This is a genomic window from Cellulomonas oligotrophica (genome assembly GCF_013409875.1).
Classification (GTDB): Bacteria; Actinomycetota; Actinomycetes; order Actinomycetales; family Cellulomonadaceae; genus Cellulomonas; species Cellulomonas oligotrophica.
Genome location: NZ_JACCBK010000001.1, coordinates 1,588,793 through 1,604,380, shown reverse-complemented (window position 1 = coordinate 1,604,380; position 15,588 = coordinate 1,588,793). Strand labels below are relative to the sequence as shown.

The 15,588-nt window shown below is 76.5% G+C and carries 15 protein-coding genes and 1 riboswitch; of the genes, 9 read left to right on the top strand and 6 right to left on the bottom strand.

The window, feature by feature from the left end; translation table 11 throughout:
• The first annotated feature begins 81 nt into the window (after positions 1-81).
• The 5 genes from purS to BKA21_RS07085 all read left to right on the top strand — a co-directional run bounded on the left by purS (position 82) and on the right by BKA21_RS07085 (position 3,176).
• Positions 82-369, top strand: coding sequence for a phosphoribosylformylglycinamidine synthase subunit PurS (gene purS / locus BKA21_RS07105; protein ID WP_140457595.1), 288 nt, complete (start codon positions 82-84; stop codon positions 367-369).
• Positions 369-1,064: a phosphoribosylformylglycinamidine synthase subunit PurQ gene (gene purQ / locus BKA21_RS07100; protein WP_140457594.1), complete on the top strand. Its 696-nt coding sequence runs from the start codon at positions 369-371 to the stop codon at positions 1,062-1,064. The genes purS and purQ overlap by 1 nt, the downstream gene beginning before the upstream one ends.
• A gap of 4 nt (positions 1,065-1,068) precedes the next feature.
• Entirely contained in the window at positions 1,069-2,067 is a 999-nt protein-coding gene (locus tag BKA21_RS07095; protein ID WP_140457593.1) for a GNAT family N-acetyltransferase, read from the top strand.
• A gap of 181 nt (positions 2,068-2,248) precedes the next feature.
• Positions 2,249-2,818 (top strand): LLM class flavin-dependent oxidoreductase, encoded by a 570-nt coding sequence (locus tag BKA21_RS07090; RefSeq protein WP_170208908.1) that lies wholly within the window; start codon positions 2,249-2,251, stop codon positions 2,816-2,818.
• 64 nt (positions 2,819-2,882) lie between these two features.
• Positions 2,883-3,176: a hypothetical protein gene (locus tag BKA21_RS07085; protein ID WP_140457591.1), complete on the top strand. Its 294-nt coding sequence runs from the start codon at positions 2,883-2,885 to the stop codon at positions 3,174-3,176.
• Positions 3,177-3,201: 25 nt separating this feature from the next.
• Here BKA21_RS07085 and BKA21_RS07080 read toward each other — a convergent pair whose 3' ends face one another.
• Positions 3,202-4,461, bottom strand: a complete 1,260-nt coding sequence (locus BKA21_RS07080; RefSeq protein ID WP_179625330.1) for an O-succinylhomoserine sulfhydrylase — start codon at positions 4,459-4,461, stop codon at positions 3,202-3,204.
• Positions 4,458-4,895 (bottom strand): rhodanese-like domain-containing protein, encoded by a 438-nt coding sequence (locus BKA21_RS07075; RefSeq protein WP_140457590.1) that lies wholly within the window; start codon positions 4,893-4,895, stop codon positions 4,458-4,460. Before BKA21_RS07075 ends, BKA21_RS07080 begins: the two co-directional genes overlap by 4 nt.
• A gap of 287 nt (positions 4,896-5,182) precedes the next feature.
• Positions 5,183-5,296, top strand: a riboswitch (SAM riboswitch).
• Between the two features lie 35 nt (positions 5,297-5,331).
• Between BKA21_RS07075 and BKA21_RS07070 the strand changes: the two genes are divergently transcribed.
• Positions 5,332-6,786 carry an aminotransferase class V-fold PLP-dependent enzyme gene (locus BKA21_RS07070; protein WP_140457589.1) on the top strand — a complete coding sequence of 485 codons (1,455 nt, stop codon included), beginning with the start codon at positions 5,332-5,334 and terminating at the stop codon, positions 6,784-6,786.
• Positions 6,787-6,952: 166 nt separating this feature from the next.
• Complete coding sequence (locus BKA21_RS19935) at positions 6,953-8,044, top strand: GNAT family N-acetyltransferase (protein ID WP_308439056.1); 1,092 nt, start codon at positions 6,953-6,955, stop codon at positions 8,042-8,044.
• 79 nt (positions 8,045-8,123) lie between these two features.
• Here BKA21_RS19935 and BKA21_RS07055 read toward each other — a convergent pair whose 3' ends face one another.
• From BKA21_RS07055 to BKA21_RS07040, 4 genes are all read right to left on the bottom strand, one after another.
• Positions 8,124-8,732: a pentapeptide repeat-containing protein gene (locus tag BKA21_RS07055; RefSeq protein WP_140457588.1), complete on the bottom strand. Its 609-nt coding sequence runs from the start codon at positions 8,730-8,732 to the stop codon at positions 8,124-8,126.
• A 76-nt stretch (positions 8,733-8,808) separates the two neighbouring features.
• Positions 8,809-9,687, bottom strand: coding sequence for a MaoC/PaaZ C-terminal domain-containing protein (locus BKA21_RS07050; protein ID WP_140457587.1), 879 nt, complete (start codon positions 9,685-9,687; stop codon positions 8,809-8,811).
• Positions 9,684-11,084: a 3-oxoacyl-ACP reductase gene (locus BKA21_RS07045; RefSeq protein WP_140457586.1), complete on the bottom strand. Its 1,401-nt coding sequence runs from the start codon at positions 11,082-11,084 to the stop codon at positions 9,684-9,686. The genes BKA21_RS07050 and BKA21_RS07045 overlap by 4 nt, the downstream gene beginning before the upstream one ends.
• Before the next feature lie 43 nt (positions 11,085-11,127).
• Positions 11,128-12,468 (bottom strand): acetyl-CoA C-acetyltransferase, encoded by a 1,341-nt coding sequence (locus BKA21_RS07040; RefSeq protein ID WP_140457585.1) that lies wholly within the window; start codon positions 12,466-12,468, stop codon positions 11,128-11,130.
• Between the two features lie 158 nt (positions 12,469-12,626).
• Here BKA21_RS07040 and BKA21_RS07035 point away from each other — a divergent pair, with 158 nt between their 5' ends.
• Both BKA21_RS07035 and BKA21_RS07030 read left to right on the top strand, forming a co-directional pair.
• A complete protein-coding gene (locus tag BKA21_RS07035) occupies positions 12,627-13,502 on the top strand; it encodes a TetR/AcrR family transcriptional regulator (protein ID WP_140457584.1) in 876 nt (291 codons plus the stop codon).
• Positions 13,499-15,580, top strand: a complete 2,082-nt coding sequence (locus BKA21_RS07030) for an acyl-CoA dehydrogenase family protein (protein WP_140457583.1) — start codon at positions 13,499-13,501, stop codon at positions 15,578-15,580. The genes BKA21_RS07035 and BKA21_RS07030 overlap by 4 nt, the downstream gene beginning before the upstream one ends.
• Positions 15,581-15,588: the final 8 nt, after the last annotated feature.

Here is a 15,588-nt window from a genome sequence, read left to right as displayed (position 1 = left end):
CCTCGGACGAGGTGCGCCGCAGGCGTTCCCGGCCCCGTAGGATCGGCCCTGAACCCCGCCGCCGTGAACCAGGGAGCACCTGTGGGACGAGTCGTCGTCGACGTCATGCCGAAGCCCGAGATCCTCGACCCGCAGGGCAAGGCCGTCGCCGGTGCGCTGCCGCGGCTGGGCTTCGCGCAGTTCACGTCCGTGCGCCAGGGCAAGCGGTTCGAGCTCGAGGTCGACGGGCCGGTGACGCCCGAGGTGCTCGCCGCCGCCGCGGCCGCCGCCGAGCAGGTGCTGTCCAACCCCGTGATCGAGGACGTCGTGCGCGTCGCGGACCTCGAGGCGGACGCCGCCGCGACCGTCGTCAGCCAGGGCCTGGCCTGATGACCCGCGTCGGCGTCGTCACCTTCCCCGGCACGCTCGACGACCGGGACGCGGCCCGCGCGGTGCGCCTGGCCGGTGCCGAGCCCGTCGCGCTGTGGCACGCGGACGCCGACCTGCACGGGGTCGACGCGGTCGTGCTGCCCGGCGGGTTCTCCTACGGCGACTACCTGCGCGCCGGGGCGATCAGCCGGTTCGCGCCCGTCATGGGCGAGGTCGTCGACGCCGCCGGCCGGGGGCTGCCGGTGCTGGGCATCTGCAACGGCTTCCAGGTCCTCACCGAGGCGCACCTGCTGCCCGGGTCGATGATCAAGAACGACCACCTGCACTTCGTGTGCCGCGAGCAGGTCCTCTCGGTCGAGAACGTCGACACCGCCTGGACCCGGGACTTCACCGCGGGCGAGCGCATCACGATCCCGCTGAAGAACCAGGACGGGCAGTACGTCGCCGACGAGCGGACCCTCGACGAGCTCGAGGGCGAGGGGCGCGTCGTGTTCCGCTACCAGGGCGTGAACCCCAACGGCTCGCGCCGCGACATCGCGGGCATCGCCAACGCCGCGGGCAACGTCGTCGGTCTCATGCCGCACCCCGAGCACGCCGTCGAGCCCGGCTTCGGCCCCGACGGCCCCGCCGGACCGCGCAGCGGCACCGACGGTCTGCGGTTCTTCACCTCCGTCCTGCACGCGATGGTCGGCTGACGCCATGAGCACCGCGACGTCGGCACCGGGGACCGCGCCGCGGCTCGTCCACGTCGCGTGGGACGACCCCGACGCCGCGGTGCTGCGCGCCGCCCAGCAGGCCGAGCTGCGCGAGCGGTACGGCGAGGACGACATCGGCCACGCCATGGGCGCCGACACCGTCGTCGTCATGGTGCTGCTGCGCGACGGCGACCACACCCTCGCCTGCGGGGCGCTGCGCGACGCGACCGCGGACCTCGGGGCCGGCGTCGCGGAGATCAAGCGCATGTACGTGCGCCCGTCGGCCCGCGGGCGTGGGCTGTCGCGCACGATCCTCGCCGAGCTGGAGCGGATCGCCGCCGAGCGCGGCTTCACGCGCCTGGTGCTCGAGACCGGGATCCTGCAGCCCGAGGCCATCGGCCTGTACCTGTCCGCGGGTTTCCTGCCCGTCGACAACTACGCCGAGTACGCGGGCGTCGTCGACTCGCGCTGCTTCGGCAAGGACGTGACGCCGGCACCGGTGGTGCGGGGCGTGCCGGGGCCCGCGCCGGTCGTCACCCTCGTCGCGGCCGACGACCCGGACGCGGTCGCGCTGCGCCGGGCGCTGCTCGCCGAGGTCGCCGCCGACGACCCCGCGGACGCCCTCGCCGGGGCCGACGCCGCCGCCCTCGACGCCGCGGCACGCGCCACGGACCTCGGGGCCACGTTCGTCGCCCGCGTCGACGGCCGCGCGGTCGGCTGCGTCGGGGTGCGCCGCGCGGACGCCCCCTGGCCCCGCGAGTGGGCCGAGGTCCGACGCCTGTACGTGGCCCCTGACGCCCGCCGCACCGGCGTCGCCTCCCACCTGCTGCGCGCCGCCGAGGACGCCGCCCGCGCGGACGGCGCCACCCACCTGCTCGTCGACGCGCGCGTGCGCCTCGCGCCGGCCGTCGCCCTCGTCACCCGCGCCGGGTACCGCCCCGTGCGCCCCGCCGGCGACTCGGCCGCGCACCCCACCACCCTGTGGTTCGCCCGCGCCCTGTGACGACCTCGTCGCGGGCACCTGCGCGTCCTGCGATGCGGGACGGGGCTGGTCGCCGTCGCGCCGCTGCGGCTACCCTGACCGGCATGTCCTCGACCCGGGTGTGTTGTCGCTGAGCTGACGACCCGCGCACGTGCGGCCACCGGCCCCGTGACGCACCCTGCTCGACCCGAGGACCCCACCCGTGGCCACGTCCACCCTCACGCCTCCCCGCACCCGCACGTCCGCCCACGGACGGCCCGTGCCCCCGCCCCTCGCGCGACCCGCCGCACCGACCGTCGAGGTCGTCGGCCGGACCCGCCCCCGCCCCGGTGCCGTGGAGCACGTGCTCGACACCGCCACCCCCGACGACGCGGCCCTCGCGCTGGCCGCCGCCCGCGCCGACGTCGTCCGGCTCGTCCCGTCCGCGGCCCTGCCCACGCCCGCGCACGTGCGCTCGCTCGTGCGCCGCGTCGAGCAGGAGGTCGCCGCGCTGGGCCGTCCCCGCGCGGACGTGCGCGTGGTCCTCGAGGTCGAGACGGTCGTGGCCGCCGACGCCGCGGACGCCCGCCGCCGCCGCACCCACCTGGCGTACGCGGAGGCGTTCGCCGGGCTCACGTGGTCGCCGTCGGCGTCCTGGGTGGTCGCCCCGCTCGACGCCGTGCGCGACACGGCCACCGACCTCGCGCGCAGCGCCGGGGTCGACGCGGTCGCCCTCAGCCTGGTCGGACCGTCCGCCGCGCACGCCTCGACGCTCGACACCGCCGTCGCCTGAGCGCCGCGAACGCCGGTCGGCGCGGGGTGCCGCACGCTACGGTGCCCAAGGGCGAGGTGACGCCGTGACGGAAGGGGGCAGCATGGGCGACCGGTCGATCCGGCGGGAGCGTGCGCTGCTGCTCGTGCAGACGCGGGCGCGGTTCGCGACGACCGCTCTGCTCCTGATCGCCGCGGCCGCGTGCGCGGTGCGGATGGTGCTCGGTGTCGAGTCCCCGCCGGAGGCGCCGGTGACCTCGGTCGCGCTGTTCACGTTCACCATCCTCTGGGGCCACTGGCAGCGCCAGGCCGGGCTCGACCGGGCGGCGCCGCGTGCCGCGCAGCCTGCGGGTCCCGGAGGGACGACGCCCGGCGGGTGAGCCGGGCGTCGTCCGCCGCGGGGAGTCAGGCCGGGAGCGTCGCCAGGGCGCGGGAGAGGTCGTCGCGGAGGTCCTCGACGTCCTCCAGGCCCACCGACAGGCGGACCGTCGACTCGGCGATGCCCACCGCGGCGCGGCCGGCGGGGCCGAGCTTGCGGTGCGTCGTCGTCGCGGGGTGCGTGACGATCGACTTCGCGTCGCCGAGGTTGTTTGAGATGTCCACGACGCGCAGCGCGTCGAGCACCGCGAACGTCGCCTTCTTCGCGACGTCCGCCGGGGCGTCCGCGGGCACCGCGAGGTCGAACGTGACGACCGTGCCGCCGCCGGACTGCTGCCGCAGCGCCAGCGCGTGCTGCGGGTGCGACGGCAGGTACGGGTAGCGCACGCGGGCGACGCCGGGCTGCTGCTCCAGCCAGGCGGCGAGCTCCAGGGCACCGGCGGCCTGGTGGCGCACCCGCACGCTGAGGGTCTCCAGGCCCTTGAGCAGCACCCACGCGTTGAACGGCGAGAGCGACGGGCCCGTGTTGCGGATCAAGGTCTGCACCGGTCCGCGCACGTAGTCGGCGCTGCCGAGGATCGCCCCGCCGAGCACGCGTCCCTGGCCGTCGATGTGCTTGGTCGCCGAGTACACGACGACGTCGGCGCCGTGGTCGAGCGGGCGGGAGAACACCGGGGTCGCGAAGACGTTGTCGACGACGACGGTCGCGCCGGCGGCGTGCGCGAGACGGCTGACCTCGGCGATGTCGACGAGGTCCTGCACGGGGTTCGACGGGGTCTCGAAGAACACCACGTCGGCGGGCGTCGCGAGCGCGGCCTCCCACTGCTCGGGCACGTGCCCGTCGACGTAGTCGGTGCGCACGCCCCAGCCGGCGAGGATCTCGTCGAAGATCACCAGGGACGAGCCGAACAGCGCGCGGGACGCCACGACGCGCGACCCGGAGCGCACGAGTGCGGCGAGCGCGGTGAACACCGCGGACATGCCGCTCGCGGTGGCGTAGCAGGCCTCGGCGCCCTCGAGCAGGCGCAGCCGCTCCTCGAACGTGGTGACGGTCGGGTTGCCGTACCGCGAGTACAGGAACCGGTCGACCTCGCCGGCGAACCCGGCCTCCGCGTCGGCCGCGGACCCGTACGTGTAGCCCTGCGTGAGGAAGACGGCCTCGGACATCTCGGCGAACTCGCTGCGCACGAGCCCGCCGCGCACCGCGAGGGTGTCGGGGCGCAGCGCGTCGCGGTCGAGCCGGCGGGCGTCCCAGTCGCCGGGCCCGGGGACGCGGGGGCCGCTCACGGCTGGACCCAGGGCAGCCCGTCGGCGCGCCAGCCCTCGTGGCCGCGGTGGCCGTCGGGGCCGGTGGCGCCCTCGAAGCCCTCGAGCACGTTGTAGGCCGGGCCGAGGCCGGCGGCCGTCGCGGCCTGCGCGGCACCGATCGACCGCTGCCCCGAGCGGCACAGGAAGACCACGGGCGTCTGCTCGGTGACGCCCGCCGCGCGGAGCTGGTCGAGGAAGCGGGGGTTGAGCTGCCCGGTCGGGTACTGCGACCACTCGACGAGCTGCGCCTGGCGGCCGAGCTCGCGCAGGTCGGGCACGCCCACGTAGCGCCACTCGGCGTCGGTGCGGACGTCGACGAGCACGGCGGACGCGTCGTCGCGCAGCAGCTCCCAGGCCTGCGTCGCGGTGACGTCCCCGGCGTAGCCGTCGGCGGGTCGTGGCTGCACGCTCATGCGGTTCCTCCATCGGCCTGGCGGTAGCACCCTCGTCCGGTCCGGTGCCCGTCGGGGACGGTGCGGGGACCGCGGGTTGCTGCGGCGTCGTCGAGCCAGGTCTCTCGGCCGCTCTGGATGGTCGAGGCCGATGCTAAGGCACGACGCGCGCGCCGCGGCGGACGGGTCTCACGCCTCGGCCGCCGACCGGGACGGACCGGACGCCGTGAGACCGCGTGTCTTGCATAGCGAGATTCGTCCGCGCGACGCGTTGACACCCGTGCGCGCGCACGCCGATCCTCGTGCCAGGTCATGAGCGCCAGCGACAAGCCCCGGCTCGCTGGCCGGCAACCCTCCTCCGCGGTGGGGTGCCCCGGGTGACGACCTGGCCGTGCACCGACCGGTGCCGGCAAGCGCGGGGTCCGTCGGCCGGGTCCCGGGACGGACGGAGCGACCCATGACCACCATCACCGAGCTCTTCGCGTGTGCGGACGAGACGACCGGCACCGCCGTCACGGCCCGTGCCGCCGCGCCGGCGCCCGCACCCGGCGAGCAGGCGCTCCTGCCCGTCGTCGGCGCCGGCACCCGGGTGCCGCTGGTCGACGGCACGCAGCGCACGTACGCGAACCTCGACTGCGCGGCGAGCGCCCCGGCGCTCGAGGCGGTCGCCGCCCGCGTCGCCGAGGTGCTGCCGCTGTACGCGTCGGTGCACCGCGGCGCCGGGTACCTCTCGCAGGTGTCGACCGCGCTCTACGAGGCGTCGCGGCAGGCCGTCGCCCGGTTCGTCGGGGCCCGCGAGGACGACGTCTGCGTCATCACCCGCAACACCACGGACTCGCTCAACCTGCTCGCCGGCGTCGTGCCCGCGGGCGGGCGGGTCCTCGTCCTCGACGTCGAGCACCACGCGAACCTGCTGCCGTGGGTGCAGCGGTCGGGCACCGCGCAGCGCGGCACCGGGCGGGTCGCGACCGTCCTGCCGCTGGAGCCGACGGTCGCCGCGACCCTCGACGCGATCCGTGCCGAGCTCGCCCGCGGACCGTACGCCCTGCTCACGCTGACCGGCGCGTCGAACGTCACGGGCGAGGCCCTGCCGCTCGACGAGGTGGTGGCGATCGCGCACGCCGCGGGGACGCGGGTCGCGGTCGACGGTGCCCAGCTCGTCCCGCACCGCGGCTTCTCGCTGGCTGCCACGGACGTCGACTACGTGGCGTTCTCGGGCCACAAGACGTACGCGCCCTACGGGGCCGGTGCCCTCGTGGGCCGCCGCGACTGGCTCGACACCGGCACCCCGTACCTCGCCGGCGGCGGTGCGGTGCGCGACGTGCGCACCGACCGCACCGTCTGGCAGCCCGCTCCCGCCCGGCACGAGGCCGGCTCGCCCAACGTGGTCGGCGCGATCGCCCTGGCGCAGGCGTGCGACACCCTCGCCGCGCTGCCCGCCGGGGCGCTCGAGGCCCACGAGCAGGCGCTGCGGGCGCGCCTCGTCGACGGGCTCGCGGCGATCGACGGCGTCGAGGTCGCGCGCGTGTGGCCCGACTCGGCCGACCCGGTCGGCGTCGTGACGTTCACCGTCGCGGACCGCAACCCCGGCCTGGTCGCCGCGTACCTGGCCGCCGAGCACGGCATCGGCGTGCGCGACGGCCGGTTCTGCGCGCACCCGCTGCTCGCGCACCTCGGGGCCGAGCAGGGTGCGATCCGCGCGTCCGTCGGCGTGGGCACGACCGCCGAGCACGTCGACCGCCTCGTCGCCGCTCTCGCCGCGCTGCAGGCCCGCGGCACGCAGGCGCAGTACGAGGTCGTCGACGGCTGCTGGACCGTCGTCGACGACACGCGCCCCCTCATCGAGGTCCGCGGCCTGGACCATCTCGCGGCCACCGCGGCCGCCGCCTGCGGCCCGGCCCTCGACGACTGACCCCGCCGGCCCCGCCTCTCCGGCTCGCCCCTCGCACCCGCCGACCCCGTCATCGGTGGCGGATCAGGCGGGCGATGCACCACCGATGACGGGCTCGGCGGGGCGGGACGGATCGGGTGGCGGCGATGACGGGGTCGGCGGGCGGGTGGGCTGCCAGGATCGGAGGGTGGAACACGAACTGGTGCTGGAAGGGTCCGGGGTGCGGCTCGTGCCGCTGGCGGTCGAGCACGCGGGCGCGCTCGCCGCGTTCGTCGACGAGCGGGTGTGGCGGGGGATGACGTCACCGACGCCGGTGGGCGAGCAGGCCCTGGCGGACGTCGTGCGCGTGGCGCTCCGGACGCCGGCCCGCTACGCGTTCGCGGTGGTCGACCGGGCGAGCGGACGGGTGGTCGGCTCGACGTCGTTCTACGACGTGGACCGCGCGATGGGGCGCCTCGAGATCGGCCACACCTACTACGACCCGGCCGTCTGGGGCACCCACGTGAACCCGGCGTGCAAGCTGCTCCTGATGACCCACGCGTTCGAGACGTGGGCCGTGGCGCGGGTCGCGTTCCGCGTCGAGGGACGCAACGCCCGTTCCGCCGCGGCCGTCACCAAGCTCGGCGCGGTGCCGGAGGGACGGCTGCGCGGTCACCGCGTCGCCGCCGACGGCACCCGCCAGGACTCCCTGTACTTCTCGGTCCTCGCCGACGAGTGGCCCGCGGCCCGCGCGCGTCTGGAGGCGCGCCTCGACGGCGCCCCGGACGTCGACGACCGCACATCGGTGCTGCTCCTCGGCGGCCGCTCGGGCGTCGGGAAGTCGACCGTCGCGGCGGCCGTGCACGACCTGCTCGTCGAGCGGGACGTCGCGCACGCCGTCGTCGAGGGAGATGCGCTCGACCTCGCGCACCCGACGCCGTGGGAGCACGGCGTCGCGGCCGCCAACCTGGCCGACGTGTGGCGCCGGTACCGGGCGCTCGGGCACCGGCGGCTCGTGCTGGCGAACACGGTGAGCGTGCTGGAGGCGGACGTCCTAGCCGCGGCGGTCGGCGACCGCCCCGACGTGACGTCGGTCCTGCTCACCGCGAACGACAGCACCGTCCGCGAGCGGCTGGCGCGCCGGGAGGTCGGTGCGTCCTACGACGCGCACGTCGCCCGTTCCGACGCCGCGGCCCGGCGCCTGGAGGCCGAGGCGGGCGTCCAGGTCCACCGTGTCCCGACGGACGCCCGTCCGCCGGCCGACGTCGCGGCCGACGTGATCGCGCTCGCCGGCTGGTGACCCTCCGCGCGAGCCCGTCGTCCGTGGCGGTCCCGGCGTCGTCGGCGCGACGGAGGACGGGCTCGGCGGGGGTGGTGGGTCAGGCGTCGACGACGAGGCCCAGGTGCGCGGCCAGGAGCGGGGCCAGCTCGAGGACCTGCGCGGGGCTCACCGTCGCGCCCGCCAGGCCCGCGACGCCGTCGACGGCCCGCCAGCGGGCGCCCCGCAGGTCGGCGCTCGCCAGCTGCGCGCCGTTGAGGTCGACGCGGCGGACGTCGCAGTCCACGACCTCCAGGTGCCGCACGCGGGCCTGCGCCAGGTCGAGGTCGCCGATCGTGACGCCCTCCAGCCGCAGCCGGTCGATCGTCGCCCCGCGCAGGTCCAGGTAGTCGACCTTGCCGCCGTGCACGTGCCCGCGGGTCCACCGCGACGCCGTCGCCACGAGGGCGCCGATCCGCGAGTCGCTGATCGTCACGTCCTGCCACGACGTGCCCGGCGCCCGCCACGTCCCGGCCCGCACGGCGGTGAACGTGCAGTCGACGAGCCGTGCGCCGTCCAGGTCGAGGCCGTCGAGGTCGCAGCCGGTGAACGTGCAGTCCAGCAGCCGGGCGCCCGCGGCCGTGAGCCCGGCCAGGTCCACGTCGTCGAACGCCAGGTCGTCGAGGTCGCCCTCGGGCTCGAGGTCGGCCGCGGTCCCGGGTGACGTCATGGCGCCACCCTGCCACGCGCCGCCGACGCGCCGTGACCACCGCGGGCCCCGACGGCGCCGTCGCCGACGGACGGGGTCAGGCGTGCGGCCGGACCTCGCCCTGCAGGTGCAGGCGCCCCGAGCGGGGGCTCCACGCGGTGAAACGGTGGCCGCCACCCTCGCGGGCGATGCGCACGTCGACGGTCGCGGGCAGCAGCACGGGGGACGCGAACTCGACGGACCAGGTGAACGCGTCGCCCCGGGCGGCGCCGACGTCGGCCAGCGCGCGCGAGGCCGTGAGCATGCCGTGCGCGATCGCCCGCCGGAACCCGAGCAGCCGCGCCGTCACGGGCGACAGGTGGATCGGGTTGACGTCGCCGGAGACCGCCGCGTACCGACGTCCGGTGCCGGCCGCCAGCTCCCAGCGCCCCGTCCGCACGGGCGGCACGAACGCGGGCCTCTCGGCCTCGTCGGCCGGCCCGTCGACGAGCCGCACGCCCTTGGCGAGGTACGACGAGACCCCGCGCCACGCGACCTCCCCGTCGGCGGCGACCTCGGTGACCAGGTCGACGACGGTGCCGGCCCGGTGCGCGCGCAGGCCCTGCGCCCGGGCCTGCACGTCGAGCACGTCGCCCAGGTGCAGGGGCCGGGTCTGCGTCACGCGGTTGGCCACGTGCACCAGCCCGAGCAGCGGCAGCGGGAAGTCGTCGCGCACCATCAGCGCGGTCGCGACGGGGAACGCGAGCACGTGCACGTACCCCGCGGGCAGGGCGTCGGAGGCGGTCTCGTGCACCAGCCGCTGGTAGCGCGTCAGGTGGTCGGCGTCGACCCGCACGCCGTCCGCCGCGTACGTGACCTCGGGCAGCGCGTGCGGCGCCCGGCGCCCCGGCAGGGCGGCGCGGGCGGCCCCGGCCAGGCCCCGCGCGTACAGCCCGCCGAGCCCGGGCACGCCGGGCAGCTGCACCGTGCCGGTCACCGGCCGACCATGTTCTGCCCGCACACCCGCAGGGTCCGCCCCACGACCCCGCCCGCCGCGGGCGAGGCCAGGAACGCGACGGCCTCGGCGACGTCCACGGGCAGCCCGCCCTGCTGCAGGGAGTTCAGCCGCCGGGCGACCTGGCGGGTCACCGCGGGGATGCGCGCCGTCATCTCGGTCTCGATGAAGCCGGGTGCGACCGCGTTGGCGGTGCCGCCGAACGGCACCAGCAGGGGTGCCGTCGCCCGGACCATGCCGATCACGCCGCCCTTGGACGCCGCGTAGCTCGTCTGCCCGCGGTTGCCGGCGATCCCCGACGTCGAGGCCAGGGCCACGATGCGCGGCGAGTCGACGAGGTCGCCCGACGTCAGCAGGGCCTCGTTGATGCGCAGCGGGGCGTCCACGTTGACCGCGAGCACGGGCTCCCAGCGGTCGGGCGTCATGTTGGCCAGCAGCTTGTCGCGCGTGATCCCGGCGTTGTGGACGACGACGTCGATGCGGCCGTGCCGGGCGCGGGCGTGCGCCAGGATCCGCTCACCCGCGTCGGGCGCGGTGACGTCGAGCTGCAGCGCGGTGCCGCGCACCCGGTTGGCGGTGGCGGCGAGCTGCTCGCCGGCGGCCGGCACGTCGACGGCCACGACCGTCGCGCCGTCGCGGGCCAGGACGTCCGCGATCGCCGCCCCGATGCCCCGGGCAGCGCCGGTCACGACCGCGACGCGCCCCGCGAGCGGGCGCTCCCAGTCCGCGGGCAGCTCGCCGGCGTCGGAGTCGACCTCGAGGAGCTGGCCGTCGACGAACGCCGACCGGGCCGACAGGAAGAACCGCAGCGTGGCCACCACGGACGGTGCGGTGACGGGCACGCCCTCGGCGACGACGACGCCGTTGCCGGTCGCCCCGCCGCGCAGCTCCTTGGCCAGCGAGCGCAGCAGGCCGTCGACGCCCTGCCGCGCGGCCGCCACGGCCGGGGCGTCCGCGTCGGTGGCGGGCCGGTGCACGGTGACGACCCGCGCGCCCGGCCGCAGGCGCTTGAGCGTGGACGCGGCGGCGAGCACCGGCCCGGCGAGGCCGTCCGGGTGCGCGAGGTCGGTGAGCACGAGCACGACGGCGGCGTACCGGACGTCCGGCGCGGGGTGCCGGTGCACGTCGAGGTCCCAGCCGTCCAGCACGGCGGGTGCCGCGTCGTCGAGGTGGGGGTGCGCGGGGCCGCCCGCGGGGGACGAGAGCAGCGTGGCGACGGCGTCGGCGTCGGGCCCGTGGCCGAGCACGAGCGCCGGGCCGTCGAGCAGCGGGTCGCCCGGGCGGTGGCGGCGCAGGCGCGCGGGGCGCGGCAGCCCGAGCTGGGCGGCCAGCTTCTTGGTGAGCCCGCTGTTGACGAGCTCGAGGTACGTGTCGGTCATCGCTGCTCCTGCGTCGGTGGGGGCGCGGCGGGAAGGGGGTGGGTCAGGCGGCCTCGAGCAGGGCCGTCAGGCCCAGCCCGCCGGCGGCGCACACCGAGACGAGCGCGCGGACCGGGCTGTCGTCGCCCGCGGCGACCTGCGCGGCGCGGCGGGCGTGCAGCTCCTTGGCGATCGTGGCGACGATGCGTCCGCCCGTCGCGGCGAACGGGTGGCCGGCCGCCAGCGAGGACCCGTGGACGTTGAGGCGGTCGGGGTCGACGGTGCCGAACGCGCCGTCGAGGCCGAGCCGCTCGCGGCCGAAGTCGGGCGAGGCCCAGGCGGCGAGGGTGGTGAGCACGGTCGACGCGAACGCCTCGTGGATCTCCACGTACTGCAGGTCGTCCAGGCCGAGCCCGTGCCGGCCCAGCAGCCGGGGGACGGCGAAGACCGGGGCCATGAGCAGCCCGTCCTCGCCGTGCACGAAGTCGACGGCGCCGGCCTCGGCGTCGACGACCGCCGCGAGCGGCACCAGGTCGTGGTCGGCGGCCCACTCCGCGGACCCGAGCAGCACCGTCGACGCGCCGTCGGTGAGCGGGGTGGAGTTGCCGGCCGTCATCGTCGCGGGCGTGTCCAGGCCCAGGCCGAAGGTGGGGCGCAGGCCGGCGAGCTTCTCGAGCGAGGTGTCGGCCCGCAGGTTGCCGTCGCGCGTCAGGCCCCGGTAGGGGGTGACGAGGTCGTCGAAGAACCCGGCGTCCCACGCGGCGGCGAGGCGCTGGTGGCTGCGCAGCGCGACCTCGTCCTGCGCCTCGCGGGTGATGCCCCACTGCGCGGTGGTCAGCGCCTGGTGCTCGCCCATCGACAGGTGCGTGCGCGGCTCGGAGGTGCGCGGCGCGGACGGTGCGAGGTCCTTCGGCCGGATCCGGGCGACGGCGGCCAGACGCTGGGGCACCGTGCGGGCGCGCGAGAGGTCGAGCAGCGCCCGGCGCAGGCGGTCCGAGACGGCGATCGGCGCGTCGGAGGTGGTGTCGACACCGCCGGCGACGGCGGACTCGAGCTGGCCGAGCCGGATCTTGTTGCTCAGCGAGACGACCGTCTCGAGCCCGGTGGCGCACGCCTGCTGCACGTCGTACGCCGGAGTGGTGGCCGACAGCGCCGAGCCCAGCACCGACTCACGCGTGAGGTTGAAGTCCCGGCTGTGCTTGAGCACGGCGCCGGCCGCGACGGCGCCGAGGCGCTCGCCCTGCAGCCCGAACCGGGCGACGAGGCCGTCGAGCGCGGCGGTGAGCATGTCCTGGTTGGACGCGTGCGCGTACGCCCCGCCGGCGCGGGCGAACGGGATCCGGTTCCCCCCGAGCACGTACGCGGGTCGGGCGGGTCCGGTGGGGCTCTGCCGGGTCGCTGCCATGGGGCGGTCCTCTCGCATCGGCGCTGATGGCGGGTCCGGGACGTGTCCGAGGAGGTCGGCCGGTGCGGCCTGCGCGTAGCGCGCGACGCTGCGTCGTCCGAGGGACGTTCGTCCCGATCTCGTTCCCGAAACCCACAGTACCTGATACCTTCGGTTTCGTGAGCCCCGTCACTTCGGGACCGTCGACGACGACGGGACCCGCCCGAGCTCGCGGCGCCGGACCCCACCCCGGCGTCGCGGCGGAGGCGCGCCACGAGGTCGCCCCGGACGCGGCGCCGGACCCCTCGACGGACCCCGACGAGCCCGCCGTCGACGGCCGCTCCACCCGCTGGGCCGACCACCGCGAGGCGCGCCGCGCGGAGCTCCTGCGCGTCGCCCGGCGCACCGTGCACCACCGCGGACCCGACGTCTCCATGGACGAGATCGCGGCCGCCGCCGGAACGTCCAAGTCCATCGTCTACCGCTACTTCACCGACAAGACCGGTCTGCAGATCGCCGTCGCCGAGGCCGTCGTCCTGCAGATCCAGGGCGCCCTCGAGGGCGTCCTGCGCGTCGCGCCCACGCCGCGCGACGGTCTGCGCGCGATGGTCGCCGTGTACCTGGAGATGATCGAGTCGTCGCCGCACGTGTACGCGTTCGTCACGCGCGACGGGTCCGTGGAGTCCGGCGGCCCGCTCGGCCACTTCCTCGACTCGGTGACCGCGCTCGTCGCCGCCCCCTTCGCCCGCGGGCTCACCGAGGACCGCGACGGCACCCGCGTCGCCCGGCGTCCCGAGGCCGTGCGGCGCCCCGCCGACGATCCGCACGCCGCCGCGCTCGCGGCCGCCGAGGTCTGGGCCGCCGGCGCCGTCGGGTTCGTGCGCGGCACCGGCGAGTGGTGGCTCGCCCACCGCGGCCAGCCCGGCGTGCCCGACCGCGAGACCCTCACCGCCCAGGTCGCGGCGTGGCTGTGGGCCGGCCCCGTCGGCCTGCTCGCCCGCGACCGTGCTCGCCGTACCGACGACGTCGTCCCCACCCCGACGGAGGAGCCATGACCACGACCGCCGCCCGCCCGGCCCCGAGCCCGGCGCCCGCCCCCACCGACGCCGAGCCGCGCGTCGACGTCGCCGCGCTCGAGGAGCAGCTGCTCGGCCGGTACGCGCAGCTGCGCCGCGAGGCCCGCGCCATCACCGCCGACCCCGACTTCCAGAAGATCGAGGGCATGCCCGTCGCCGAGCACCGCGAGCGCGTGCTCGCCCAGCTGCGGCGCCTGGAGGCCGACCACGACGTCCTCCGCGCGTTCCCGGCCCGGCTCGGCGGCGCCGACGACCACGGCGGCTCGCTCGCCCGGTTCGAGGAGCTCGTCGTCGGCGACCCGTCGCTGCAGATCAAGGCCGGGGTGCAGTGGGGGCTGTTCGCGTCGGCGATCCTGCACCTGGGCACGGCCTGGCACCACGACACGTTCCTCGCCGACGCGATGCACCTGCGGGTGCCGGGGGCGTTCGCGATGACGGAGACGGGCCACGGGTCCGACGTCGCGTCGATCGGCACGACGGCCGAGTACGACGCGCAGACGCAGGAGTTCGTCATCCACACCCCGTTCCGCGGGGCGTGGAAGGACTACCTGGGCAACGCGGCGCTGCACGGCACGGCCGCCGTCGTGTTCGCCCAGCTCGTCACGGCCGCCCCCGGGGGGCCGCGGGTCGACCACGGCGTGCACGCGTTCTACGTGCCGATCCGCGACCCGCGGACGGGGGAGTTCCTGCCCGGCGTCGGTGGGGAGGACGACGGCGTCAAGGGCGGGCTCAACGGCATCGACAACGGCCGGCTGCACTTCGACCACGTGCGGGTGCCGCGCACGCACCTGCTCGACCGCTACGGCTCGGTCGCGCCCGACGGCACGTACTCGTCGCCGATCGCGAGCCCCGGGCGGCGGTTCTTCACGATGCTCGGCACCCTCGTGCAGGGCCGGGTCTCCCTGGACGGCGCCGCGGTGAACGCGTCGAAGGTCGCGCTCGCGATCGCCGTGACGTACGCCAACCAGCGCCGGCAGTTCACGGGCGGCGACGCCGAGGAGGTCGTGCTCCTCGACCGCGGCCAGCACCAGCGCCGGCTGCTGCCGCTGCTGGCCGAGACGTACGCGGCGACGTTCGCGCACGAGGAGCTCCTCGCGGCGTTCGACGACGTGTTCTCCGGCCGCGGTGACACCCCGGAGCAGCGCGAGGACCTCGAGACGCTCGCGGCCGCGCTCAAGTCGTCGTCGACGTGGCACGCGCTGCGCACGGTGCAGACCTGCCGGGAGGCGTGCGGCGGGCAGGGGTTCCTCGCGGAGAACCGGCTCACGGGCCTGCACGCCGACATGGACGTGTACGCCACGTTCGAGGGCGACAACACCGTCCTGCTGCAGCTCGTCGGCAAGCGCCTGCTCGGGGACTACGCGGCGTCGCTGTCCGCGCTGCAGCGCGACCGGGGCGACCTGGCCCGGTTCGTCGCCGAGCGCGTCGCCGACGCCGCCCTGCACCGCACGCCCCTGGTGCGGGCCGTGCAGACCCTCGGCGACCTGGGCGACGCCCGCCGCTCGGTGGGCCAGCTGCGCGACGAGGCCACGCAGCGCGAGCTGCTCACCGACCGGGTCGAGGCGAAGGTCGCCCAGGTCGCGCAGGCCCTGGCGCCGGCGCGCAAGCTGAGCCCCGACAAGGCGGCGGCGCTCTTCAACGCCCACCAGCACGAGCTCGTCGAGGCCGCGCGCGCCCACGCCGAGCGCGTGCAGTGGGAGGCGTTCACGCGGGGGCTGGCCCAGGTGCAGGACCCGGGGACCCGGCAGGTGCTCACGTGGGTGCGCGACCTGTTCGGGCTGTCGCTGATCGAGCGCGACCTCGCCTGGTACCTCATCAACGGGCGGCTCTCGGCCGGGCGGGCCCGCACGGTGACGTCGTACATCGACCGGCTGCTGGTCCGCCTGCGCCCGCACGCGCAGGACCTCGTCGACGCGTTCGGCTACCGCCAGGAGCACCTGCGCGCACCGATCTCCTCCGGCGCGGAGCGCGAGCGGCAGGACGAGGCGCGGGCGCACCAGCGGGCGCTGCGGGCGTCCGGCGCGGCCCCGGTGCCGGAGAAGCACGCCAAGGGCTGACCGTCCGG